At 53.1% G+C, this 23,185-nt stretch carries 24 protein-coding genes and 1 tRNA gene; 8 read left to right on the forward strand and 17 right to left on the reverse strand.

Features of this window, described 5'->3' with window-relative positions:
• Positions 1–9: 9 nt before the first annotated feature.
• The gene (locus tag PBA01S_RS08440; RefSeq protein ID WP_127575777.1) at positions 10–1,179 is read right to left on the reverse strand and encodes an alanyl-tRNA editing protein; all 1,170 of its coding nucleotides are present in this window, start codon (positions 1,177–1,179) and stop codon (positions 10–12) included.
• Positions 1,180–1,432: 253 nt separating this feature from the next.
• On the opposite strand from PBA01S_RS08440, the gene shc reads away from it, so the two are divergent.
• Positions 1,433–3,361, forward strand: a complete 1,929-nt coding sequence (gene shc, locus PBA01S_RS08445) for a squalene--hopene cyclase (RefSeq protein ID WP_127575778.1) — start codon at positions 1,433–1,435, stop codon at positions 3,359–3,361.
• Between the two features lie 307 nt (positions 3,362–3,668).
• On the opposite strand, the gene PBA01S_RS08450 is transcribed toward shc, so the two are convergent.
• Positions 3,669–3,890, reverse strand: coding sequence for a DUF2905 domain-containing protein (locus PBA01S_RS08450; protein WP_028538772.1), 222 nt, complete (start codon positions 3,888–3,890; stop codon positions 3,669–3,671).
• A 177-nt stretch (positions 3,891–4,067) separates the two neighbouring features.
• On the opposite strand from PBA01S_RS08450, the gene PBA01S_RS08455 reads away from it, so the two are divergent.
• Positions 4,068–4,769 (forward strand): cupin domain-containing protein, encoded by a 702-nt coding sequence (locus PBA01S_RS08455; protein WP_036700008.1) that lies wholly within the window; start codon positions 4,068–4,070, stop codon positions 4,767–4,769.
• 60 nt (positions 4,770–4,829) lie between these two features.
• Here the strand turns inward: PBA01S_RS08455 and pfkB are convergent, their stop codons facing one another.
• The 4 genes from pfkB to PBA01S_RS08475 form a co-directional block, all read right to left on the reverse strand.
• A complete protein-coding gene (gene pfkB / locus PBA01S_RS08460; RefSeq protein WP_028538774.1) occupies positions 4,830–5,747 on the reverse strand; it encodes a 1-phosphofructokinase in 918 nt (305 codons plus the stop codon).
• A 6-nt stretch (positions 5,748–5,753) separates the two neighbouring features.
• Positions 5,754–6,503: a DeoR/GlpR family DNA-binding transcription regulator gene (locus PBA01S_RS08465; RefSeq protein WP_016312785.1), complete on the reverse strand. Its 750-nt coding sequence runs from the start codon at positions 6,501–6,503 to the stop codon at positions 5,754–5,756.
• Positions 6,504–6,712: 209 nt separating this feature from the next.
• Positions 6,713–8,062, reverse strand: coding sequence for a lytic polysaccharide monooxygenase (locus tag PBA01S_RS08470; RefSeq protein WP_028538775.1), 1,350 nt, complete (start codon positions 8,060–8,062; stop codon positions 6,713–6,715).
• 377 nt (positions 8,063–8,439) lie between these two features.
• Positions 8,440–9,069 carry an O-methyltransferase gene (locus PBA01S_RS08475; RefSeq protein ID WP_085278796.1) on the reverse strand — a complete coding sequence of 210 codons (630 nt, stop codon included), beginning with the start codon at positions 9,067–9,069 and terminating at the stop codon, positions 8,440–8,442.
• 139 nt (positions 9,070–9,208) lie between these two features.
• Here PBA01S_RS08475 and PBA01S_RS08480 point away from each other — a divergent pair, with 139 nt between their 5' ends.
• Positions 9,209–10,354 carry a THUMP domain-containing class I SAM-dependent RNA methyltransferase gene (locus PBA01S_RS08480; RefSeq protein ID WP_028538777.1) on the forward strand — a complete coding sequence of 382 codons (1,146 nt, stop codon included), beginning with the start codon at positions 9,209–9,211 and terminating at the stop codon, positions 10,352–10,354.
• Positions 10,355–10,414: 60 nt separating this feature from the next.
• Complete coding sequence (locus PBA01S_RS08485) at positions 10,415–12,469, forward strand: LTA synthase family protein (RefSeq protein ID WP_127575779.1); 2,055 nt, start codon at positions 10,415–10,417, stop codon at positions 12,467–12,469.
• A gap of 133 nt (positions 12,470–12,602) precedes the next feature.
• Here PBA01S_RS08485 and PBA01S_RS08490 read toward each other — a convergent pair whose 3' ends face one another.
• On the reverse strand, positions 12,603–13,685 hold the full coding sequence (locus PBA01S_RS08490) for a glycoside hydrolase family 172 protein (protein ID WP_127575780.1): 1,083 nt from the start codon (positions 13,683–13,685) through the stop codon (positions 12,603–12,605).
• Positions 13,686–13,933: 248 nt separating this feature from the next.
• Here PBA01S_RS08490 and PBA01S_RS08495 point away from each other — a divergent pair, with 248 nt between their 5' ends.
• Positions 13,934–14,833: an AraC family transcriptional regulator gene (locus PBA01S_RS08495; RefSeq protein ID WP_164744125.1), complete on the forward strand. Its 900-nt coding sequence runs from the start codon at positions 13,934–13,936 to the stop codon at positions 14,831–14,833.
• Between the two features lie 94 nt (positions 14,834–14,927).
• Here PBA01S_RS08495 and PBA01S_RS08500 read toward each other — a convergent pair whose 3' ends face one another.
• The 5 genes from PBA01S_RS08500 to PBA01S_RS08520 all read right to left on the reverse strand — a co-directional run bounded on the left by PBA01S_RS08500 (position 14,928) and on the right by PBA01S_RS08520 (position 17,693).
• Positions 14,928–15,893 carry an acetylxylan esterase gene (locus PBA01S_RS08500; RefSeq protein ID WP_127575782.1) on the reverse strand — a complete coding sequence of 322 codons (966 nt, stop codon included), beginning with the start codon at positions 15,891–15,893 and terminating at the stop codon, positions 14,928–14,930.
• A 155-nt stretch (positions 15,894–16,048) separates the two neighbouring features.
• Positions 16,049–16,279 (reverse strand): YuzB family protein, encoded by a 231-nt coding sequence (locus tag PBA01S_RS08505; protein ID WP_009222730.1) that lies wholly within the window; start codon positions 16,277–16,279, stop codon positions 16,049–16,051.
• A gap of 36 nt (positions 16,280–16,315) precedes the next feature.
• Positions 16,316–16,618: a hypothetical protein gene (locus PBA01S_RS08510; RefSeq protein WP_016312794.1), complete on the reverse strand. Its 303-nt coding sequence runs from the start codon at positions 16,616–16,618 to the stop codon at positions 16,316–16,318.
• Positions 16,619–16,693: 75 nt separating this feature from the next.
• Positions 16,694–16,939 carry a hypothetical protein gene (locus PBA01S_RS08515; RefSeq protein WP_127575783.1) on the reverse strand — a complete coding sequence of 82 codons (246 nt, stop codon included), beginning with the start codon at positions 16,937–16,939 and terminating at the stop codon, positions 16,694–16,696.
• A 130-nt stretch (positions 16,940–17,069) separates the two neighbouring features.
• Complete coding sequence (locus PBA01S_RS08520; RefSeq protein WP_016312796.1) at positions 17,070–17,693, reverse strand: TraX family protein; 624 nt, start codon at positions 17,691–17,693, stop codon at positions 17,070–17,072.
• Between the two features lie 119 nt (positions 17,694–17,812).
• On the opposite strand from PBA01S_RS08520, the gene PBA01S_RS08525 reads away from it, so the two are divergent.
• On the forward strand, positions 17,813–18,709 hold the full coding sequence (locus tag PBA01S_RS08525; RefSeq protein WP_016312797.1) for a diacylglycerol/lipid kinase family protein: 897 nt from the start codon (positions 17,813–17,815) through the stop codon (positions 18,707–18,709).
• Between the two features lie 94 nt (positions 18,710–18,803).
• Here PBA01S_RS08525 and racE read toward each other — a convergent pair whose 3' ends face one another.
• From racE to PBA01S_RS08545, 4 genes are all read right to left on the reverse strand, one after another.
• The gene (racE, locus tag PBA01S_RS08530; protein WP_016312798.1) at positions 18,804–19,622 is read right to left on the reverse strand and encodes a glutamate racemase; all 819 of its coding nucleotides are present in this window, start codon (positions 19,620–19,622) and stop codon (positions 18,804–18,806) included.
• Positions 19,623–19,800: 178 nt separating this feature from the next.
• Entirely contained in the window at positions 19,801–20,241 is a 441-nt protein-coding gene (locus tag PBA01S_RS08535) for a YtxH domain-containing protein (RefSeq protein ID WP_016312799.1), read from the reverse strand.
• A gap of 118 nt (positions 20,242–20,359) precedes the next feature.
• On the reverse strand, positions 20,360–20,779 hold the full coding sequence (locus PBA01S_RS08540; RefSeq protein WP_016312800.1) for a DUF86 domain-containing protein: 420 nt from the start codon (positions 20,777–20,779) through the stop codon (positions 20,360–20,362).
• Between the two features lie 24 nt (positions 20,780–20,803).
• The gene (locus tag PBA01S_RS08545; RefSeq protein ID WP_016312801.1) at positions 20,804–21,091 is read right to left on the reverse strand and encodes a Dabb family protein; all 288 of its coding nucleotides are present in this window, start codon (positions 21,089–21,091) and stop codon (positions 20,804–20,806) included.
• A 165-nt stretch (positions 21,092–21,256) separates the two neighbouring features.
• On the opposite strand from PBA01S_RS08545, the gene PBA01S_RS08550 reads away from it, so the two are divergent.
• Both PBA01S_RS08550 and PBA01S_RS08555 read left to right on the forward strand, forming a co-directional pair.
• A complete protein-coding gene (locus PBA01S_RS08550) occupies positions 21,257–21,565 on the forward strand; it encodes a hypothetical protein (RefSeq protein WP_028539507.1) in 309 nt (102 codons plus the stop codon).
• A gap of 131 nt (positions 21,566–21,696) precedes the next feature.
• Positions 21,697–21,772: transfer RNA gene (locus PBA01S_RS08555), tRNA-Ala, on the forward strand.
• A gap of 104 nt (positions 21,773–21,876) precedes the next feature.
• Here PBA01S_RS08555 and PBA01S_RS08560 read toward each other — a convergent pair.
• Positions 21,877–22,782 carry a VOC family protein gene (locus PBA01S_RS08560; protein WP_127575784.1) on the reverse strand — a complete coding sequence of 302 codons (906 nt, stop codon included), beginning with the start codon at positions 22,780–22,782 and terminating at the stop codon, positions 21,877–21,879.
• Between the last annotated feature and the right edge of the window lie 403 nt (positions 22,783–23,185).

The raw sequence follows: 23,185 nt of genomic DNA on the forward strand, positions 1-23,185 counted from the left end.
GATATTTTTTCACGATACAGTCTGCTTCACAAACTCATAAAAAGCCAGCGCATCCGCCCAACTGCTGAAGCCGGCCTGTGCCAGCTTGTCGCTGCCGCCGCCTTTGCCTCCATAAGCAGAGAGATGCTCCTTGAAGAAGGCTCCGCAGGACAGCGAGAGGCTGCCGTTATGGGCCAGCACCACCTTCTGTTCCGCTTCCGTGGCCAGCAGGACCGCTGCATCAGTTTGGGCCGTCAGCTTTTGGGCAAGGCTTTGCAAATCCTTCAAGGACTTGTCCGCATAGATTTGCGCAATGATCCCGCCTTCGCGCTTCTCCAGCAGCTCACTTACGGTTACTTCGTCCATCGCTTCTTTTAACGTATCGTACTCCCGTTGCAACCGCTTCTGCTCATCTTCCCATTTGTCGAGGCGCTCCAGAATACTGTCCCGGCCTGTTTTTAATTTGGCGGTAATGGTTGCTAAAATGTGTTGCTGCTCCTGAAACTCTCTGAGGGCCCGGTACCCACATTTGAAAAAGATCCGAACATTCCCCTTCTGCTTCTCGGTCTTCAGCAGTTTAATCATCCCGATCGCACCGGTCGCCGCCACATGCGTACCTCCACAACCGTTGTACTCCACGTCTTCCATCTCCACGATGCGGACGCGGTCCACCGCCTTCGGAGGCTTCACCAGCGGCAGTCGGGACGCCTCCTCCTGGGTAACGAAGTAGCTGGAGATCTTGTGATTCAAATAAATATGACGGTTCGCTTCACGTTCAATCGCCTCCAGCTGTTCCGCAGACAGTTCGGGACGTTCTACATCAATGGTGCAATAATCTTCACCCAGATGAAAGCTCACGGTGATCGCTTCATACAGCTCGCGACAAACCGCGGATAGCAAATGCTGCCCACTATGTTGCTGCATGTGGTCAAACCGGCGATCCCAGTCGATTTCACAGCGTACTTCGGCCTCCTCTGGGAAACGCTCCACCTTATGCAGCACGACATCGCCCTCACTGATCACATCCAGAACCGGAATCCCGCCAATCCGTCCGGTATCGTTGGGCTGACCGCCTCCATGGGGATAGAAGGCGCTCTCTTCCAGAACAACGTAAATGCCATCCTCCCGCTCCAGCTTGTCCTTGATGCGGGTGGTCCAATGGGTCAAATAGGCATCGTCGAAATATAGTCTTGTCGTCATCGCTTGGTTCCCTCTCTTTTTAGGTAACGTTCAATTTTGGATCCTCATCACCAAACTTCTTCCATCTACTATACCGAATAATCGCCGGACTTTACACCATTTCGTGATCTTGTCTGTTCGAAGAACCAAGCTCGCTTGTCGCCGTTGAGGCGCGGATCGTCCGGGTCCATCGAGGAACGGCTGCTCATGAATGGATCATGCCCACCCTTGCCCGCTCATATAATGAGGTGACAGGTCGAGGGAGGGAGCAAGGATGGCACAGTACATGGGCGAGATCCGGGGAGAAATCCAACGGTTAACCGAGGAACTGATCGAGCGGCAGGAGTTGGACGGAACGTGGCGCTTTTGCTTCGAAAACGGCATCTCGATTGACGCTTGCACAATCATTCTTTTTCGTACGTTAAACAATGACAAAGAAGATTTGATCCGACAGCTGCACGATCGCATCCTTGCGGCCCAAGAACCAGAAGGCTGCTGGCGTTGGTACCATGACGACAAGGAAGGCCACTTGTCCGCTACGGTTGAGGCTTATTACGCTTTGCTGTACTCCGGGTACAGCAAGCCGGAAGACGAACCGATTCAACGGGCGAAACGTTATATCCTGGACCGGGGCGGCATTGGGCACGCCGGAAGCCTGCTCACCAAAGCCATTCTGGCCGCCACCGGACAGAGAGATTGGCCGACCTCCTTATCGCTCATCCCCATCGAAATCCTGCTATTGCCTGAATCGTTACCTCTGAACTTTTATGATTTCTCCGGATATTCGCGGGTGCATCTCGTACCGCTGCTGATCATGGCCGATCGGAATTTTCGCGCCCGTTCAAAGCGAACGCCGGATTTAAGCGAGCTGTTTCTCGACGCGCGCAGCGAAGAGGAAGACCCGCTCACGCTTACTCCAGAAAGCCGGGAACCGCTGAAGCTCATCCAATCGGCCTTGGCGCATTTGGTAGGTACGCCGCAACGTATCCGCCATGCCGCCGTTAACCGGGCTGAGCAATATATGCTGGATCGAATTGAAAGCGATGGGACGCTGTACACGTACGCCAGCTGTACGGTGCTGATGGTGTTCGCTTTGCTGGCGCTGGGATACGAGCCGCAGCATCCGGTGATCCAGCGTGCGGTGGAAGGGTTATCTCAGATGAAGTTTGCGGTGGACCGCGGTGGCCAAGGGGGAACACGCTATGTCACGATCCAGAACTCTCCCTCTACCGTATGGGATACCGCGTTGATTTCCTATGCTTTGCAAAAAGCAGGGGTTTCACCTACTCATCCGGCCATCCAACGAGCCGCCGATTACCTGCGTGAGCGCCAGCATCACCGCCCTGGCGATTGGCAGATTCATAATCCGGGCATCGTCCCCGGAGGCTGGGGGTTCTCCGAGACGAATACGTTCGTCCCTGACGTCGACGACACCACCGCCGCCCTCCGCGCCTTGTCCGCCTTTCATGCCGACGATTGTGAGGTATTAGAATCATGGAACCGCGGGCTTAACTGGGTTTGGTCGATGCAAAATAACGACGGCGGCTGGCCAGCCTTCGAAAAGAACACCAACAAAGAGATGCTCACTTGGCTGGCGATTGAAGGAGCAAAGTCCGCAGCCATCGATCCTTCTGAAGCGGATTTGACCGGAAGGACGCTAGAGTTTTTGGGCAACTTCGCCAAGCTGAGCGTTCGACAGGATTGGGTGGCCCGCGGAGCGGATTGGTTGCTGAGCCATCAGGAGGAAGACGGCTCTTGGTATGGCCGCTGGGGGATATGCTACATCTATGGAACCTGGGCGGCGCTCACCGGGCTGATGGCCGTGGGCATGCCCGCCGATCATCCGGGGATCGCGAAGGCGGCGGATTGGCTGAGGCGCATCCAAAACCCGGACGGCGGCTGGGGCGAATCATGCCGCAGCGATCAGTTGAGGCGGTACGTTTCGCTTCAGGCCAGCATACCGTCCCAAACCGCCTGGGCGCTTGATGCGTTGATCGCCGTCCATGATCAGCCAACGCCCGAGATCGAACGGGGCGTTGCCCGGCTGATCGCGATGTTGTATGAGGAGGATTGGCCCTCCACGTATCCAACGGGAGCCGGGTTACCGGGTTATTTTTACGTGCATTATCACAGCTATCGATATATCTGGCCGCTCTTGGCCTTATCGCATTACGTCAACAAATATGGAGACGGTACGCATTAGCTCATGGAACTGTCCCTTGAGTCGTTTTCAAGATTCCTTCTGCCAGGTATTAATGGCGTTAAGACGAAGAACAGCTACCAGTAACGCGCCTCACTCGTTGCAGACGATGAAAAACTGCAAAAATACAGTTATTTTTTGCGATTTAACTCCAATCAACTGTTTCAAGCAAAAAAACCTGCACTTTTGCAGGTTTTTCCTCTACTTCGGCGACTTGGCCGAAAAAAACTGCACTTTTGCAGTCTTTTGACGGCGGTAGGGGCAGACAGAGCGGCGAGCAGCCAGCCCTTGACCCGCGAGACCCCAGGCGTCACTTCATCAACCACCGAATCACAGCCATGATTAAAGAGAACACAACGCTGAGCACGATACACGTCACGATCGGGAAGTAGAACCGAAAATTGCCCCGTTCAACCGCAATATCCCCCGGAAGCCGCCCCAGTTGCACGAACCTTCCCAAGAACATCCACAGCAAACCAATCACGATAAGAACCGCACCGGTAACGATCAGTATTTTCGGAACGTTACTCATGAACCCGTCTCCTTTTTATGTAAATGCTGTTTTGACCTCATCATACAAACCGTCGGCCGAAAAAGCAAACTCGAGGGCTCCTATAAGATTCCCCAAAACATACATATCAACCCGATCTCAAACATAGATATTCTGTAGAAGCAATAGTGCCTATACATAGGAAAGGCAGGGAACAACATGGCGGTTTCTTATATGGATTTCACATCACCCAACGCACAGTTCACGTACGACGTTAACCGGAACACAACCTTCCGCAAAGATCAACGGAACTTCATCAACATGCTTTCCATTCATCAGATAAACACGCTGGGGAATATGTCTTTTTTTGATACCTACCTCGACAAAGGCAACGTCGTCGAAATGCACATTCACCAAAACGCTTCAGAGCTAGTGTATTGCCTTTCGGGTGAAGTGGTGGTCTCAATCATCAACCCATTCACCAAAGAATTGAAGCATTACCCCACCCGTCCCGGATGGGCGACCAGTATCCCGCAAGGGTGGTGGCATTACGACACGGCGACGATGGATGGGACGCGGTTTCTGGCGATTTTTGATCAACCGATTCCAGAATTTATTCTCGCCTCCGATATGCTGCGGCTGACTCCACCTGAAGCGTTCGCCCATACTTATTGTCTGGATGTAGAAAAAGTAAGAGCTGCGTTCGCCCCTCTAAATCAATCGGTAATCATCGGTCCTCCGTTGGGCTGTCATCAACCGAACCCGCAAGCTCAAGCGCAGCAAACTTCGACGCCACATACTTATCATCCGCCTTATAATCAGGGTTACGGGCTGCGGCCTTACCAACAGAGCGACGGCAATCCTCGCCGGCCGCAAGTCATCGGTAACGGCTGGGCGCATTTGTATCACGACGGACCCTGAATCTACTTCGGTAAATGGCAAGACCCCCAATCTGCGGTTGGGGGTCTTCTGTTTGTTTCCTTATCCAATCTTCTCAATACTCACCTTCGCCCGCAGCTCCTCGATCAGTGAACGCTCGGCCAAATCGTCGGAGAAAGCGGTAGCGCTGCCCGAGGCTACGCCGGCCCGGAACGCCTCCATGAAGTCTCCCCCTAAGGCGAGCGTCCCCGTAAATCCGGCGATCATTGAATCGCCAGCACCAACGGAGTTGCGCACCTTGCCGGGCGGAACATTCGCATGGAAGACCTCGTTATCACCGATCAACAGTGCGCCTTCCGCAGCCATCGAAATCAATACGTGCTGCGCCCCTTCTTCTAGCAGCTTGCGGCCGTATGCGATCAACTGCTCCCGTGTCTCTATCACGACGCCAAACAGCTCAGCTAGCTCATGATGGTTTGGCTTCACAAGCAGCGGGTGGTAAGGCAGCGCCCGGCGCAGCGGTTCACCTGTGGTATCGATGACGAACTTTGCTCCTTGCTTTTGGCACATCTTGATCAGCTGCTCATAGTAGTCGGCAGGAAGCGAGGAAGGCAGGCTGCCCGCCAAAATAACCAGATCACCTTCCTTCAAAACGGACAGCTTCTCCACCAAAGCATCGGCTTCTCCCGGTGCGATAACTGGGCCAGTACCGTTAATCTCCGTTTCAGCGCCATGCTTAAGCTTAATATTGATCCGGGTCTCCCCGCCGCGAATGCGTACAAAATCAGCAGGAATCCCTTCATTATGCAAAGCTTCTTCAATAAAATCCCCAGTGAAGCCGCCAAGGAACCCCATAGCTGTCGTGTCCGCCCCAAGCCGCTTGAGGATGCGCGAGACGTTAATCCCTTTCCCGCCGGGCAGCTTCAGGTCTCGGTTCATCCGATTGAGCCCGCCGAGCTGCAGGCGGTCAACCTCCACGATATAGTCAATGGAAGGATTTAAAGTAAGTGTGTAAATCATCATGGATTATCCTCCAATTAGGTTTGTCATTTCCGAGATGGGCTTACGCCAGTGTTCCGGAACCTGCTCTGTAATGAGGGCCGCCCGCTCCAGCTCGAACATCTTGGCAAAAGCAACATTCCCGATTTTGCTGGAATCGGCAAGTACATAGGTGAGCGAGGACTGCTCATTCGCACGGCGTTTTAATGCGGCTTCCTCTGGATCCGGCGTCGTATACCCCGCCTCGGGATGAACCCCATTCGCCCCAAGGAAACACCGGTCAAACCGAAAATGCGTTAACTGCTCCAGCGCTAGGTTGCCGACCAGGGCTTTCGTGCGTTTTTTGCCCAGACCTCCAAGCAGGTACACTGGAATGTCTGCCTCAAGCAGCGCCTCCACTTGCGGTAAGCCGTTCGTCACGACGGTGATCGATTTCCCGCGCAGATAAGGGATCATGGCCAAGGTCGTCGTACCCGCGTCCAGATAGATCGCCTCCCCGCTGCGAACCAAGCCCGACGCAACTTCAGCAATTTGCTGTTTTTGCGGGAGATGGACGGCAGACTTCTCCGCCATCCCGGGCTCCAAACCTCCGGGCATCATCGGGAGCGTCGCGCCGCCATGTACCCGGCGAAGCAGTCCCTGTTCTTCCAAATCCGCCAAATCGCGCCTTACGGTGGATTCGGACGCTTCAAGCATGACGCATAGCTCCTGAAGCTTAAGCGTACCTGCCTCCTGCAACCGTCGCATAATCCGGCGATGCCTTTCTTCCGTTAACATCATTCCCCTCCCAACTCCACCATCGGTTCATATCCTCAGCATAAAACAATCATATTCTATCATAATCATTCAATTTCAATCAAATCCTTTCATTCACCATCACAGGACTTGAACGCTGTTTTCGTCCTCCAACGCTGTTCAAACCCCGATAACTAATATTCGGCGAAAAAAATCCCCCGGCAATAAAGCCGAGGGATTTGAGTCTCAGATTATTTCAGCAGCCACAAAGCCGGCACGTTCGGCGGCTCCCAGCCGACCAGGGAAGTATGAGCCTGACGGCATTCGTAGATCTCCCCGTTGTAGCTGACCAACTCCCCAACCGCATACGCGGTATTTGGGGCCCAAGGTTGCGCAGCAGGAGCCGACGCTGTCGTCACTTGCACCGTGTTGCTGGCTGCAGATTCATTGCCGGCCGCGTCAATTGCACGAACGGTGAACGTATAGGAAGTTGCTGCGCTGAGTCCGGTTACCGTAAAGCTGGTCTCCGTCCCAGACACGGTTACAGATAAGGTGGATCCGCGATAAATTCGGTAGCCTGTGACCCCCACGTTATCAGTCGATGGGCTCCACATTAACGTCACACTGGAGGACGTGGGTGTCCCCATAACATGCAGGTTACCGGGAGCCGAAGGGGCCTGGGTATCGTTCACGGCCGGGCTTGTCGTCACGGTCACCGGGTTGCTCGGCGAAGAGCTGTTGCCCGCTCCATCCACCGCCCTGACGGTAAACGTATAGGACGTGTTCGCATTCAGCCCAGTCACAGTATGGCTCAGCGTGGATCCCGACACCGTACCTACCAAGTTGCTGCCATTATAAACCCGGTAGCCGGTGACGCCAACGTTATCACTGGAGGCGTTCCAGCTAAGCGTAACCGAGTTCGAGGTAACGGCCGTTGCCGCCAGCCCGGTTGGTGCCGTCGGAGCGGTCGTGTCTCCTGAGTTGCCGCCGCCAAAATCGACGTCAATCACGTTGTAGAAGGCGTTCGCCGTATCTGCGATCTCCCAGACAGCCAGGATCACATGGTACCCTGTCCGCTCCGGGACGTTGCACGTATGCGAGTACGTAAACGGAGGCTGCACCCCGCCATAGTTCACCGTGCAGAACGGTGTCAGATCAAAGGAATTGCGCGTTAATGGGGCATTAGGGTCCCAGCCCGGTTTCGTGATGTAATATTTCCAGTTTGCCGTGGCATGGGGGGCGGTAAATTTCCAGGTGAAGGTGTTCGTTCCGGCCGAAATGTTCACTTTGGTCCATCGGTTGGCCGATTGCTCATCCAGCTTAGGGAAGGCTCCATTAGCACTCGCGATCTTCCCATCTGCTGGTCCGGCATTCGGGAATCCCTTGGGCGCTTCCAAGCTCTGAGGCTCGTATACGATCGCACCGCAGTCCGTATTCTGGCCGTTTTTGCACAAGATCGCCCGGCTTGCCGGCCCGTCCACCCAGCCGTGAGCCGAAGCTTGTTCCGATAACAGGATCATTCCGATTCCAGCAATCACCATGACCAACAAAGAAGTAAGCGCCTTCAAAACTAACGATTGTGCTAGCCGTGTTGAAGTCATGCTTGTCCCTCCTTTGAAATTGGAAATGTGCCTTATGTCTGATCCTTGGCTGTGCATTTCAAATTCTCACTTTTACAACCTTCTGCAGGAACCCTAAACGCCCCCCCTTTCTGAAGGAAGTCTATATAAACTCCCAAAGGAGCTTATACCATAACTGCGTATCACATAAGATCATGAAGGGAATTAAATAAATAGAAGAGGATGCTAATACTGGGGAAAATTACTGATGTCTAAATTATACACGATTCGATGCATTTTTGTGAAGAATTATTTATTTTTTTGTAAAATATAGTACATCCTTGGTAAATTGCCGCGTTAAAAAACCCGCCATTACAGCAGGTTCTTGTCTTACCCTATAGTTCTTTTTGTCGGAAGCCTTACTTCACCATCGCCAGCGCCAACCCGTCATATGCCGGCAGCAATGTGCTGATCAGACGCTCATCCGTGGCGATCATCTCGTTGAATCTGCGCATCGCTTGTACCGACGGTCCATTTTTGTCGGGATTTAACGTCCGGCCGCGCAGCAGAATATTATCCCCGGCAATCAGCGCTCCCGGTTTCGCCAACTTGATCGCATATTCGAGATAGTTCGGGTAGTTTTCCTTATCCGCATCGATCAAAAAGAAATCAAACTGCTCCCCCCGTTGCTCCAGGATATGCAAGCTGTCCAGCGCGGGGCCTACCATGTATTCCACCATCTCCCCGTATCCGGCTTCATGCAAATTGGTTCGTGCCAGTTCGGCGTTCTCTTCCTTCAACTCCAAGGACACGAGCCGCCCGTCCGCAGGCAATCCCCGCGCCATGCAGATGCCGCTGTATCCGCCCAGCGCGCCGATTTCCAACACGGATTTGGCTCCGGCCAGCTTGACGAGCAGCGTTAACAGCCGCCCATATCCCGGCGCAATCGACACATCCCGCATCCCCTGGTTGGCGATGGATTGGGTTACCCGTTCCAGCACTTCATCCTTGGCGTATAATTCATCACCGTATTCCTCCGGCGTCAGCATCGAATAATCTTCCTTTCATCCGTTCATTCCTTTTACTTAAGAACCGTTTGTAACTTGTTAGACATTGGCCTATACTGAATTGTATGGTTTTTCCGCTATTCTCACAAGTCTATGCGAAGCTGGAGTGATTGACGTAAATATGGCTGGACCTTTGCAACTGATCGCCACCGCCCCGATGGGCCTGGAGGCCGTGGTGGCGCGTGAACTCAAAGAATTAGGTTATGAAGATACGGCGGTGGAGAACGGCAGGGTGAATTTCACCGGAGATCTCATCGATATTTGCCGCTGTAATTTGTGGCTAAGAACCTCGGATCGCGTCCTCATCAAAATGGGCGAGTTTACGGCCGTCACCTTTGACGAGCTGTTTGAAGGCACCAAGGCGCTGCCTTGGCAAGATTTTATCCCGGTAAACGGAGAGTTTCCGGTGGAAGGACGCTCGCACAAATCGCAGCTCAGCAGTGTGCCGGCGTGTCAGGGGATCGTGAAAAAAGCGATTGTCGAAAAGCTGAAGCAATCCTATCACACCGAGTGGTTCGAAGAAACCGGACCGCGTTACGTGATTGAAGTAAATCTGCTTAACGACAAAGCGCTGCTGACACTGGACACGACCGGTCCAGCACTGCATAAGCGCGGCTACCGCAAGCACGCGACCGAAGCACCGCTCAAGGAGACGATGGCCGCGGCGATGATTCTGCTCAGCCGCTGGAATCAAAACCCGGTGCGCCCGTTCTACGACCCGTGCTGCGGTTCGGGAACGTTGCCGATCGAGGCAGCGATGATCGGCTGGAACATAGCGCCGGGCTTGCGGCGCACGTTTAACGCCGAGCGATGGCCGGTTGTGCCGCCAGAGCTGTGGCAGCAAGCGCGCGACGAGGCGATTGACGCGGTACGGGACGATGTACCGCTGAACATTGCCGGCAGCGACATTGACCCGGCCGCGATCGAAATCGCTAAAGCCGCGGCCAAAAGCGCCGGGCTGGCGAACGAAATCCGGTTCGCCTGCATGCCTGCCGCCAAAGTCCAGCCGCAGGGCGATTACGGCGTGATGATCACCAACCCGCCATACGGTGAGCGGATTGGGGAAGAGAAGGAAGTGCGCAAGCTGATCGCCCAGCTCGGGAGAGTGATGGCCGGACTGCCGACGTGGTCTTTTTTCGCACTGACACCAACCAAGCAGTTCGAGCACGAGTTCCAGCGCAAAGCGGACAAGCGCCGCAAGCTGTTCAACGGGCGTATCGAATGCCAATATTTGCAGTATCTCGGGCCCCTTCCTCCGCGCCATTAGGTGCAGAGGGAGGGTCTCTCCCTTTTACACCTTAGCAAGGAAAGGAGCGAATAGGTCGTCATGCTGCGTTTGACATCTCATCGCGGTGGTTCCGGCAATCGATTCCGCCTTCGGCTGCAGTACCGCCATTTTGTTTATTTCTTTTTTGTGGCCGCGATTTTTATGAAACTGGTCATTTTGCATAATAATCTGCATGCCCGTTACATCGACATGAACCTGCTGGACGATCTGATCGCCATCGGTTCCATTCTGCTGGCTTCGTTCTGGACGTTATGGCTGCCCCCACAGGGAAGAAGTATCGCCTTGGGAGTGCTAAACGTGCTGCTCACCGTACTCATCTTCGCCGATTTGGTCTATTACCGCTATTTTGGCGATTTTCTCACTGTGCCCGTCCTGCTGCAAGCTGGACAAGTTGGGGATCTGGGCGGGAGCATCCGCGAGCTGATCCGCGTTGCCGATCTGTGGCTGATCGCCGATTGGGCGGTTTGGGCGGTGTTTATGGCTGTGCGCCGCATAAGACACGGAGGCGGTAACCGCCATCCTTCGGGTTGGCTCCGCAGCACCGGCAGATCCAACGCCTTGGGGCGCGGCTCCTTCTCGCCCATTTCCTTTAGCGGCACCTCTCGCCGCGCGCTCGGCTGGCGCAGATTCCGCCGCCTGTATACGGGGATCGGCATCTTTGTACTTGGCTTTGCGCTTACGTTGGGACCCATTCGCTTTTATACCCAAACCTGGGCGGTCGGGTTGTTCGAAAACAACTGGTGGAACGTCTCCTTATACAACGTGACCGGCTTGCTAGGCTTCCATTACTATGATGCAAGCCGTTACCTCAAGGAGCATCTCGGAGGCGGCCAAACGGTCAGCCCCGAGGAGCAGGAAGAGATCCGCCAGTGGTTCATCGAAGCTAGCCAGCGCCGCCAAGCGGACAATGCCCTGTTTGGGAAGTATGCTGGCAGCAATGTGATCGTCATTCAGGCCGAAGCCTTTATGAATTTCATGATCGGCAAAACCATAAGCGGCCAAGAAATCACGCCGAATTTCAACAAGCTGATGGGTGAGAGTCTCTATTTCTCGAATTTCTATCATCAAACCGGTCAAGGGCGCACCTCGGATGCGGACTTCTCCTCCAACAGTTCCTTGCATCCGTTGCCCACAGGCTCGGTCGCTGTCCGTTATCCGAACCATACGTTTGACGTGCTGCCGCAGATTCTGAAGACAGAAGCCAGCTATACTGCCGATGCTTTTCACGCGTACGAGGGCAGCTTCTGGAACCGGAACAATATGTATCAAGCGATGGGCTACGACCGGTTTTACAGCAAAAAAGACTTCCAGCTGGACGAGCCTCTGGGCTGGTCGCTGGGAGATAAATCCTTCTTCCGGCAGTCGCTCACGATCATGGCTCAGGAGAAACAGCCCTTTTATTCGTTTATGATCACCTTATCGAGTCATCATCCTTATACGCTGCCGGCTGGATTGCAGGAACTGGATACCGGCGAATTCAAGGGCACGATATTCGGCGATTATTTGCAGGCCGTGCATTACGTGGATGCCGCGCTTGGAGAGTTCGTGGAGGGCTTAAAGCAGGAAGGATTGTGGGATCATACGATTTTGGCCTTCTATGGGGATCACGACAACTCGATCACCGACAAAGCGGTGTATGAACAATTTTTCGGCAAATCGCTGAGCGAGCTTGATGTGCACCAGATCATGAATCAGGTGCCGCTGCTTATCCATCTGCCGGATGGTCAACATGCCGGTGTCTACGAGGAGCCCGCTGGTCAGCTTGACCTCACGCCGTCGTTGCTGCATCTGTTAGGTTTTTCCTCAGACTCCTACTACATGATGGGGAATAATCTATTTGCCGATCTGGGAAGTGAACGTGCAAGGGATCGGTTGGTCGTGCTGCGCTCCGGCGCGTATACAGACGGCGAGCGCTACTATATTCCATCCGACGATAACTTGTTTACGAACGGCAGCTGCTACGACTTGACCAATCGGAAGATTACCGAGATCGAGGCATGCCGCGCGAAGCACGAAGAAGCGATGAAACGCCTGCGCTTCTCAGACGAAATCATCACTTCCGATTTGATTGCGGAGTTCCGCAAGGAGAACTAACGAGCAGGATGGGGGGAGACACTGGATTCGCGGACGATGCATCCGATCGGCTTGAACCGTCAGTCCCGCACGCAATCTGTCAGTCTGGGCCAGGCGAAATGCTGCTTTGCATGTCATCCCCTCCTTTGGCTGGTTAGATGACTTCCAGCCCATCGTTATCCGGCAGCTGCGGGTAAGCGGCATGCGGCTCGGATTGATACCAGTAGCTGACGGAGGCGATGTCGTCTTGCAGCGGTAAATAGCGGCCGCCGGAGCGCCAGCCCAGCGCCTGAATCCTCACTCGCAAATCCGCTTCGAAGCGGATCGGGTCCATGACATGCCAGCGGTACATGCCAAAGCGCTGCTGGCTTCGGTACAGGCCGTCGGGCTTAATGATCTGATGAAGCCCTAAGTATGGCGTGGAGTAGGAGCCATATTCTCCTTTGGGTTGCTCGAAGTTCCATGCCCCGCCGAAATAGTCCTCCGTGCCAGTGCCGCAAATGGTCGGGAAATCCTGATCTCCATCCATGTAGAACTTGATCTCGCCTTCCCCCCACCAGCCATTATTGTTCACCTGCCACGCCAGATATGTACCGACGTAATGCCCTTTGCCGCATACGCCGTCTAACAGCACATGCACGTCCTTGTAGCAAACCGGGTTGCTTCTTCTCCATTGGGCGTGAAAATACGCAGCATCGTCCGGTACCTCGGTTAAGGTGTAGTCGATTTGGTAATACAAGACAACCGCCGAATCCATCCGGTTTTCGATGGTGATTTTGGCCTTCTTGCGGAACGGCATCACCCAGTAACTGTTCATCCCGCCGGCCGGATTCACCGCGATCGGCAGCGAACTGACGTTGCTGCGCTCGCACCAGCCGTTGCAGAAGAAGTCGCCCAGCGGTGTCTCCACGCTTGGGGTGTCCTCATCGTCCCAGTACATCCGCAAGATCATATGACGCCAGCTTTCTGGAAAACAGGTCAGCCAAATATGCTGAATCGCACCCGGCCCGTCGATCTCCGCCACCGTAAAGGTCTGGCCTGCCGCGATATTTACCGACGGGGAGACCTTCCAGCCTTGCCCAAGATCGCGGGCGCACTCCGCCCCAGTTCCTTCTGTCGCCATGCCGCCTTGCCCTTTAGCGCCGGTAAAATTCTCCGCACTGATTGATCTTGTCTTCGCCGGCGACAACCGGTACAAGTTGCCTAATCCTAGATCTAGTCCGTTAAATGGGTTCATCGTCATCCCTCTCCTTCATTATTGATGGAACATATCTCTACGTACGCTTCGTGACTCAATCCCTAGCCTTATCCGGCCTCAGGCTGTTCCTTCGCTTCCACCATCTGCAGCCCCTTTCGGTTCGAATCAGATCATGTTATGATGTAAGCGATTTCATATCAAATTTTACATGATCCTATCTCCAGGTTTCCATGTTGGGATTTGTGATTTGTTATCCATTCTTGCTATTGTCTACACAGGAGGTACCGATGGACAATCCGACTTTGACTCCCTCGAACCTGATACATCGCCTGTCACCCAACGTTCGAAGAGCCTGGAACCACCGGGTGGACACGATGAAGCTGGCGCCTCGCATCATTTTTGACTATGAACTGTTGTATATGGAAAAAGGGGAACTCACCATTCGTGTGGAGAACGATACGTTTGTTGCGGTGCCCGGAGATATTTTACTGTTCAAACCGGGGGTGGAACATGAGTTCATAGACTCGCGGGGAGAATGTTGGATGCCGCACATTCATTTTGATGTGCTGTATCATGAGGATTTTGAGGAGGTACCAATCAATTTCAAAAATCGCAGCGAATGCACGGAGGCAGAGCTGGCTTGGCTTCGGCCTGACATACTGGGGCAGGCTTTCGGGTTTCCCAACGTCCTGCGGATCGGCAACCATGCCGAGGTACACAAGACGCTGATGCAAATCATTCATGCCTACGAGCGGCGTGATGCCGACTACCCGTTGATCCAGAAAGCGCTGGTGCTCCGCATCCTTTATTTGCTGCAAAAAGGGCTGAGGGCGAACAACAACGCGCATCTGGTCATGCATCAACGTGCCATGGAGCTGGCGGTCACCTACATCATGGAGCATTACAACGAAACGGTCCCGCTGAAGACGTTATCGAAGATCGCTTGCCTCAGCGTGTTCCATTTCTCCCGTATTTTCAAGCAAACGTTCGACCTGACCCCTCATCAGTTTCAAATCCGCTACCGGATGGAGAAAGCCAAAGAACTGATGATCTTTCACCGCTTGTCCTTATCCACCATCGCTGAGAAAGTCGGCTACAGCAACATATACTCCTTCAGTAAAGCGTTTAAGCAGGTTGAAGGCATGTCCCCTCGCCAGTTCATGCGCTCGCATTCGAATTCGAGTTAGGCGGATGGGCCCGTCTGGATTTGCTGCACACTTGGCGACTCGATTCCCGGCAAGCTCAATGTCGGACAAGGGGTCCCCTTCATCTCTCCACATGCTATGGCTGCAAATGCTCCCCCAGGAAACCGTAGGCCTTCAACCGATGCTCGTCAGGGCCTTCTTCATGGCCCATAAACGGGTAGAGCAGCAGCTCCTTCCCCGGCGCAGGGTTTCGGTTATAAGCTGCTGCGATCGTTTCCGGCCAGCAGATCAGATCTTTAAAACCTGCGGAGTATAACACCGGGATGTTGATTTTTTCGGCCAAGTTCAGATTGTCAAAATAACTCAATGTCGTTAGGACTTGCTCCAACGATCCCGGGTTACGGGCGACAAATTCAGCGATTTCCGAGACGGAGCCGGTTGAATTCATCAACGCGAACTCCAAATGACACAGATTCGGGACGTTAGCAACTGCCGCCCGTGGTACCTTGCTTAACGCCGCCATCTGCAGCGCCAAGCCGCCGCCTTGGCTTGTTCCGTACACCCCAATTCGCTCTGCGTCGATTTCAGGTTGGGCACTCACCCATTGCAGCGCCTTCCAGGCGTCGATCGTCATCGCCAAGCCGTAGAAGTGCTCCGGCTCCAGCACACCTTGGGTCATCCACCCTTTGAAGATCCCTCGAGCAGAGGCTAAGCGATTCCCCGTTTCCCCTGTCTGGCCGCGCGTATCCACCGCAAAAACGGCATACCCCATCTGCAGCCAAACGGCATAATTTTCCGGAATCCCCCGATGACATTGATATCCTTGATAAATCACCACACACGGAACTTTCCGATTTTGCTCGTCCCCGCCCTTCGGGACCAAAAACCAGCCATACAGCGGCGTATCATCGTATCCCTCAAACTGCACACGCGCCGCAAGGGTTCCCTTCATCAACGTCGCTGCAGGTTCCCGGCGATCATTCAGCGGCTTGGCTGCAAACCGCTCTAACGTCTGACTCCAAAACGCATCAAAGTCCTCTCTTGCCGTACGAGCTGCCCGATAGTTTGCGACATCCTTCATCCGTTCCTGAATCGCTCCCATGATCTAACTCCTTTGTTTGGTGTTTAATCGATTGGCCGTTTTTCTTAAGAATACCCTACCAGAAACGGTTGTCCGAAGGAAGCTTTCAAAACAGCTGATCCCCTAAAAAAAACCGCCGGAGCTCCAGCTCCGACGGCTTCTCATTTCTAATTCTCTCACTTCGGTTTCTTCACAAAAGGCGCAGCCTTCGCCAGCACCTCGTCCTCCGTCGGTGCGCTGACGTATCTGCCGTTGATATATACGAACGCTCTTTTGCCGCACGGACCGCAATACGATTTGCAGCCAATTTTGATCTCGGCGTCCGGCGCGAGCTTTTGCAGCTTCGGTACAAACGTCTTCATGCGGATATGATTGCATTTATCGCAAATCCGAATATCGTTAGCCATGCCAAGTCCCTTCTTTATCGTTAGCTAAAACTTAGCTTAGTGATCCCCATGATTGCCTTTGGAAGGATTGGTAATCACGAAGCCTTCCTCTGGGAAATACAAATAATCGATCTTCACGCCATCCAGGAACGGATCATCGCCACCCACAATGACATCGATGTCCTTGTCAGTTTTGACGATTTGGTCGTTCTCGCTAGGCTTGACCAAATCCAGGCCATAGTGAGCATGGTCGCCGTGAGAATGGGTAATGAATACCTTCAGCGTCAGCCCTTGATTTTCTTCCTTGGCCAGTTCTTTCTGTATCACTTTCGCCGCATTGCGGGTAATTTTGACTCTCATATGATCTCTCCTATCGCACAAAATGGCTTCCCTTAACATTCCTATTGTAAAGAAACAGAGCGCAACAAGCAAGGCTCAAGGTGAAGCATCCGGATATTTCCGCTCCGCTCGGGTCACAAACCAATCCATAAGCAGCATCGTTACCGCCATGTCGTCGATCGGAATCAACGGCAGCACATCCGGCAGAACCCAATATGCAAGCGCCGGTACAACCAACAGCAGCTTATCCGTGAGCGGGATTTTGCCCGAAGTGAGCAGCGGGAGAGTTCGGCGAAAAATATGGGACCACCGACGAAGCGACCACCAGTTTTTCCATTTCATCTCTATCCCTCCCGTTACGTTGTAAGTACAGCTACTACTTAGGATACCCTATTGTACCACGGTTCATGGCTCAAGCAAAAAATCCGGGACCCTCCCCGGATTTTCCATCATCATCTTTGTTCCACTCTCTCTACAAAAAGTACACCAAGATCGCCAGCACCACTAAATGCGCAGGATAAAAAGCTCTCCACACCCAGCGGGGAAGCCGCCAGGCTTCCAGCTTTCGCCACAGCTCCGGCCCGTAGGCAATGACCAGCGTCGGCAGGATGCTGGCCAGTTGAATCACCCAGCCGTAAGCGAACAGATAGACCATGTTCAGGAGCAAATGCATCACTACCGCTTTTCCTTGGCTGGCAAATTTGAAGATCAACACCAGCAGCAGACCGTAAGCACCATAATCAAACGGAAGCACCTCCATAATCACGCAGACAACAGCGATAATGATCGCGGACAGCGGCCCAGGCTTCGACGAATCCAGCATGCGTAGCACCAGTAAAGATACGAATAAGGTCGCCACGACGTTTAAACCGTTCGTATCGAAAGCCAACTGGTAAGGAATTTGTGATAGCACAGCGATCAGTAGCAACCGTGATGCGTACTTCCGGTAATTGGAGGTGTGCTGATAACCCTGGACCAGTGCGTAGGCATAGATCGGGAAAGCAATTCGTCCGATTATCCGCCAGAGAACATCTCCGGGAAAAAACAGCAGCCCAACATGGTCGATCAGCATGGTGATCATGGCGATCAATTGCACGGCCTACACTCCTTTCGTTGATCAACGGGGTTTAAAAATTTTGATTTTCATTTTTTCTAATCTTCAGTAGACTGAAAATAAGCCAAATTGGCGTTGCCATCATAGATAGGGGAGTCATCATGTACTTGTTTATCGTCAATCCAAATGCGGGTAACGGCGAAGGTCGCCGGATTTGGAATAAAATCAGCAAAAAGCTGCAACGGCTTGGTATTCCTTACGAGCACGTCTACACCACCAGCGCCGAGCAAGCGCATACATTCCTTCAGGGCAAGCTAACCGGGGAAGTGTCTTGGCGCGCGGTGGGCGTGATCGGAGGCGACGGCACCATCCATAGCCTGCTGCCTGCGATGCACCAGTCCGGCGTGCCGCTGGCGGTCTTCTCCGCCGGATCAGGCAATGACACTGCCCGCGGATTCGGCATCCCGCGCCGGGTTGGCGGCGCGCTGAAGGTATTGCTGAGCGGCCGGTCAACGGCAGCTGATCTTATCTCCATCGATGGAGATCGCACGCTGACTGCACTGGCGGTCGGCTTTGACGCTCAAGTTGCCAGCAATGTCAATGACAGCCGCTACAAAAAAATATGCAATGCGTTGGGACTAGGCAGGTTAGCTTATATCATCGGTATTTTTCATACCCTTCTTACCTATCGTCCCGGACCGTTAACGCTCGACTGCGACGGAACCACTTACCATTTCGAGTCCGCCTGGCTGACGGCGATTAATAATGTTTCCAGTTATGGGGGAGGCATGACCATCTGTCCGGACGCCAAGCCGGACGACGGGGTGCTCGACCTGTGCGTCGTGCACGATTGCTCCAAGCTGAAGCTGCTCCTGTTGTTTCCTACCGTCTTGTTTGGAGGTCATACAAAGCTCTCCTTCGTCACGATGCTGAAGGGCCAAAACATTACGATTTCCAGCTCTCTGCCGCGTCTTGCTTTAGGTGACGGAGAGCACGTGGCTACTACGCCGCTTCGCGCTACCTTGGAACCCGGCTCTATTCGAATCATTCGTCCGTAACGAAAGACACATGTGCTGCGCGACAGTTTCTATGACGTGGTTCAAAAAAACCTTTGGGCGGGTTGTTAAGCTCCCCCAAAGGTTTTTTTGATTGTTACACCACAGGACTGGATACCTGCCAAACGATGGGACTCAGCTCGACTTGCTCACCCAACCACTGTCTGGCGATCTTGCGGAACATATCGGCTTCCCCGCTGCAGAAGAACTGATGCACGGGAGTACCGTTACCGCGAGCCAAACATCCCCGTTGATGTAGAATCGTGCTGATTTCGCGGGCAGTTTCATCCGCAGAACTAATTAACTTCACATTTGGCCCCATGACACGTTGAATGGGGTCTTTCAAGAACGGATAATGAGTACAGCCTAGAATTAAGCAGTCCATCGGCTGCTTCTTCATCTCCCGAAGAGATCGCTCCACCACATGCAGCGCTTCCTTCGTTTCATACAACCCATGCTCTACTAACGGAACAAATTCAGGACAAGCTTCGCTAACGATTTCGATTTGCGGATTTAACTCACGTAGCGCTACCGTATAGGCCCCGCTACGAATCGTGCCTACCGTCCCGATGACGCCAATCTTTCCGGTCTTGGTCGCGCTGATTGCTGCGCGGGCACCCGGATGAATGACGCCAATGACAGGGATATCCACCTTGGCCTTGATGAAATCGAGTGCAGCCGCTGTGGCGGTGTTGCAGGCAATCACAATCATTTTCGGATGGAACTGGATTAAATAATCGACGATTTGCTCGGTAAACAAGCGGACTTCCTCGGGCGACCTTGGGCCATAAGGAGCCCGGGCCGTATCGCCGAAGTAAATGATTTTCTCTCTGGGAAGCTGCCTCATCACTTCCTTGCAGACGGTGAGGCCTCCCACTCCCGAGTCTAATATGGCGATGGCTTGCTGCACGAACATACCGCTTCCTTTATGTTTAGTGTAAAATCCTTCTCATTACTTTATGACTTCGCACCACAGAGGGTACCTAAATCTTAACTCAATTTGTAGTGCAAGAAAACCCGCAAGGGCGGAGAAAACGGGAAAAAGACCCGGGAGCGGGTCTTTTTCGGGCGATCACTGTGGACAGCCGTTCGAATTATTGGCCTTCCTCTTTGTCGGAAGTTGCCGCTGCTTCCACAGCTGCAGTAGTCGCTTCAACGGCTTCCGTCGTTTCTTCTTCCGTTACGACGCCAAGGGCCACTGTCTCTTCTTCGGTCACCGTCTCCTCTTCTTCATCTGCAAATTCGGAGACTTGAGCAATGACCTCTTCTTCATCGGTGATCTTGTCGGAACGACGGCTTTGGATTTCACTGATCAACACTTCAGCGGCTTCCTTCACCTTGCCGACAAGAACGGTACTTTGCTCCGATACTTTTCCGGCAACCTCTTGCGTCTTCTCTCCGACTTGACGAGCCCCGTTGGCAATATCCTTACGCAGCTCTTTCCCGGCTTTGGGGGCAAATAACAACGCCGTTACCGCACCGGCAACCGTGCCGATGGCGGCCCCCCATATCCAACCTTTGTTTCCTTTGCTCACGACTCATCTCTCCTTTTTGGCTTTCTCCGCGAATGCCCATATCGATAATGTATTATAAGCAGCAAGGGTCTGTCCGGTCACACTTGTAAGGAAAAAAATTGGGCTTGTCTGTCTGAGATTAGACGCCTTCCTGTTCCAGGTACTTCAGCACATTGGCCGAAAAATCCTGCAAAGCCTCGGGCAACCGCCCCCTTAGCCCTTCGACCTCCTGGCGATCCCAAGCAAAATATTCCTGAACTAACGGTTTCCGCAGTCGAACCAGTTCGATGAGCGTAACGTGCAGTTTCGCATCGATGACCGTTTCATCCAAGAGGATGTCTACAATGTCCTCATAGCTGCTGGCGTCACGCATAATAAACCCGTCGATTAAATAGCTGCCGACGTCCGTTACGATTTCCAGCGCCAGATGCAATGCTCGTTCCTCTGCATAACGCCCCAGCAGGGAGGAGTTGGCCTCCGCCGCTTCACGAAGGGCCTGCAGCAATTCTGGCAGCATGTCCAGCCTGCGTTCGATTTGTTCCCGGTTTACATAATACAAGGGGATTCCCTCCTTTGGTCCAGTCTAAAATTCGAAATCGACTGCGACCTGACTCTCGCGTACTTCGCTCATATGCTCGATTACTTTCTTGTGCTCCGGATGAACTTGATATCCTTCCAAATCCGCAAGCGAATCAAAGGTAGCAATGAGCGCAATGTCATAGGAACGAGGGGAACGGATCACGTCGGTGCCCACCTCAAGGCTTCTGAGCTGCTCTACTTTACCCTGCATGCCGCGCAGTATCTCAACCGTACGTGCCACATTTTCCGGAGATGCATCCTTCAATTTAAACAATACGATATGCTTGATCATAGTTCACCCTTCTCCTTCTTAACGATTCCGTATCTCATTTCAGCATAACATAAAGGGTATCTGCCGGAAAGTAAGGCCTTCCCGAAACTCTATTAATCTAGTTTCATATGATATATTGTCTCATTTACTAGAGACGAGATTTAGAGGGAAAAGAGGTGAATCGCAATGACCCTCCTGCGCTTTCTGCTAAACGAACCGTTGCGAAGGCGAATTCGCCTGCTGCAAGCAGAACTTGAGCTGCTAGCCAGCCGAGTGGAGCATCTGGAGCATGCACTTGATGCCGCCTCCTTCCCGGATTCCGCGACCCGGCAGCAAATTGAAGCCTCGATCGGTCTCAGCATCATCATTGAGACGACGGGCTCCGTCATCCATGGCACATTGATCGCTGTGCATCCTGATGCTCTGGAGATGGTCGATGAATCAGGACGGCAGGTGATCGTCCCAGCCGCTAAAATCACGACCATCAAATTGTAAACCGCGTCAAATTGGCAGGGATCCTCCCATTCGGTAACCGAGATAGCCGGATGGGAGGTGGGACTACATTTTTTCGCTGAAGGGATATTGACAGCTTGACTCCGTTTTTATACAATAAAGAAGTCGCTCACGGGGCCTTAGCTCAGCTGGGAGAGCGCATCGCTGGCAGCGATGAGGTCAGGGGTTCGATCCCCCTAGGCTCCACCATATCTATGAATGTAGCAGTCCATCGGGGCTGTTTTTTTAGTTTTGTGGCGCAAAACGCCCCGCGGATCCTGATCTATCATCTGGGATTCCCGGGGCGTTTTTTATTATCCCTCAAAAGCCCGTTGCAACTCCTCTAGGTTAAACTTCTTCATCTTTAGGAATGCCTGCGTCACTCGTTGGCGTTGTTCTAAGGTTCCCTGGGTCAGCATCTTATCCAAGGCGGACGGGGTGATCTGCCAAGAGAGGCTATAACGATCTTTCAGCCAACCGCATTGTTCGGCCTCAGGCACGGCAGAGAGACTTTCCCAATAATAATCGATTTCCTCCTGTGTGTCGCAGTTCACCATAAAGGAAATCGCTTCGGTGAAGCCGAACCCATGAGCATGCGCACTGTCCATCGCTGTAAACCAGGTATCTTCCAGCATAAAATCGGTGAACATGACCGTCCCCTCCCGGTCCGGCTCTTGTCCGGGACCATACTTGACGATCGTGCCCGGTTTCGCGTTCCGGAATACGGAAAGGTAGAACTCACGCGCTTCTTCCGCCTTGCCGCAGTTATCGCCGGTGAACATCAAGGACGGAACAATTGCTGGACGCGGTTCCCCTTCCGGATTGGTTAACATCAACTGCCATGTAAACCCGTACTTGTCCTGAATCCAACCATACCACTCGCTGAAGGGGTACCGGCCTAGCGGCATAAGTGGAGTCCCGCCGTCAGACAGCTTGTTCCACACTTCATTCAACATTTCTCTGGCGTTGGTGTCTCTAGAGGGGTCGAAATTGACGATGCACGAAATCGAAGGATTCAACTTGAAGTACGGACCCGCCGAAATCGCCACAAACGGAAACCCCCAAATGGTAAACGAAACCATTTCGGAATCCCCCGAAGGAGTATCGTTTAGCGTCGTAACCCCAGTGATTCGGGACTCTGGAAATACGGAGCAATAGAACTCTGCAGCCTCCTTCGCCTCTTTATCGAACCATAGATGCAAGCTGATCGATGAACTCACTTTTTTCCTCCTTTACATGAATCAGGTTATTCTTCATACTACCACATTTGGTGACCCATGTTTGATTCACGTTGGCCTGTGGGCGCATTCCCCACGCCTGTGATTCACTCTCTGTAGGTCCGTTGCAACCTCACGGGTAACCCTCAATGAATTCCAATGAAGCGTTAATTATGCTCTCCATGAACTCCAATGAACTCCGATACCGTTAAGTAAGCTCAACTAACCAGTGATTAGTGATTAACTCCGATGAAGCGCTATCTAACTCTTGATTTACCGCTACTTCACTCGCGATTATCCGCTGATTAACTCCCCATTAGCCCCCGAAATACCGCTAACGCTTGCCACAGATCTTATTTGCCCCAAAAAAGCCATGTTGCGATTCTAACGCTTACCACAGCGCTTT

The organism is Paenibacillus barengoltzii NBRC 101215 (genome assembly GCF_004000745.1).
Taxonomy (GTDB): domain Bacteria; phylum Bacillota; class Bacilli; order Paenibacillales; family Paenibacillaceae; genus Fontibacillus; species Fontibacillus barengoltzii.

Coding starts and splice junctions, on each gene's coding strand:
- PBA01S_RS08550 (WP_028539507.1), top strand. CDS start 21,257: ATGACCCTCCTGCGCTTTCTGCTAAACGAACCGTTGCGAAGGCGAATT.
- racE (WP_016312798.1), bottom strand. CDS start 19,622: ATGTTCGTGCAGCAAGCCATCGCCATATTAGACTCGGGAGTGGGAGGC.
- PBA01S_RS08515 (WP_127575783.1), bottom strand. CDS start 16,939: ATGAAATGGAAAAACTGGTGGTCGCTTCGTCGGTGGTCCCATATTTTT.
- PBA01S_RS08470 (WP_028538775.1), bottom strand. CDS start 8,062: ATGACTTCAACACGGCTAGCACAATCGTTAGTTTTGAAGGCGCTTACT.
- PBA01S_RS08480 (WP_028538777.1), top strand. CDS start 9,209: ATGGCTGGACCTTTGCAACTGATCGCCACCGCCCCGATGGGCCTGGAG.
- shc (WP_127575778.1), top strand. CDS start 1,433: ATGGCACAGTACATGGGCGAGATCCGGGGAGAAATCCAACGGTTAACC.
- PBA01S_RS08485 (WP_127575779.1), top strand. CDS start 10,415: ATGCTGCGTTTGACATCTCATCGCGGTGGTTCCGGCAATCGATTCCGC.
- PBA01S_RS08455 (WP_036700008.1), top strand. CDS start 4,068: ATGGCGGTTTCTTATATGGATTTCACATCACCCAACGCACAGTTCACG.
- PBA01S_RS08475 (WP_085278796.1), bottom strand. CDS start 9,069: ATGCTGACGCCGGAGGAATACGGTGATGAATTATACGCCAAGGATGAA.
- PBA01S_RS08440 (WP_127575777.1), bottom strand. CDS start 1,179: ATGACGACAAGACTATATTTCGACGATGCCTATTTGACCCATTGGACC.
- PBA01S_RS08500 (WP_127575782.1), bottom strand. CDS start 15,893: ATGGGAGCGATTCAGGAACGGATGAAGGATGTCGCAAACTATCGGGCA.
- PBA01S_RS08495 (WP_164744125.1), top strand. CDS start 13,934: ATGGACAATCCGACTTTGACTCCCTCGAACCTGATACATCGCCTGTCA.
- PBA01S_RS08450 (WP_028538772.1), bottom strand. CDS start 3,890: ATGAGTAACGTTCCGAAAATACTGATCGTTACCGGTGCGGTTCTTATC.
- PBA01S_RS08465 (WP_016312785.1), bottom strand. CDS start 6,503: ATGTTAACGGAAGAAAGGCATCGCCGGATTATGCGACGGTTGCAGGAG.
- PBA01S_RS08505 (WP_009222730.1), bottom strand. CDS start 16,279: ATGGCTAACGATATTCGGATTTGCGATAAATGCAATCATATCCGCATG.
- PBA01S_RS08545 (WP_016312801.1), bottom strand. CDS start 21,091: ATGATCAAGCATATCGTATTGTTTAAATTGAAGGATGCATCTCCGGAA.
- PBA01S_RS08490 (WP_127575780.1), bottom strand. CDS start 13,685: ATGAACCCATTTAACGGACTAGATCTAGGATTAGGCAACTTGTACCGG.
- PBA01S_RS08510 (WP_016312794.1), bottom strand. CDS start 16,618: ATGAGAGTCAAAATTACCCGCAATGCGGCGAAAGTGATACAGAAAGAA.
- pfkB (WP_028538774.1), bottom strand. CDS start 5,747: ATGATTTACACACTTACTTTAAATCCTTCCATTGACTATATCGTGGAG.
- PBA01S_RS08525 (WP_016312797.1), top strand. CDS start 17,813: ATGTACTTGTTTATCGTCAATCCAAATGCGGGTAACGGCGAAGGTCGC.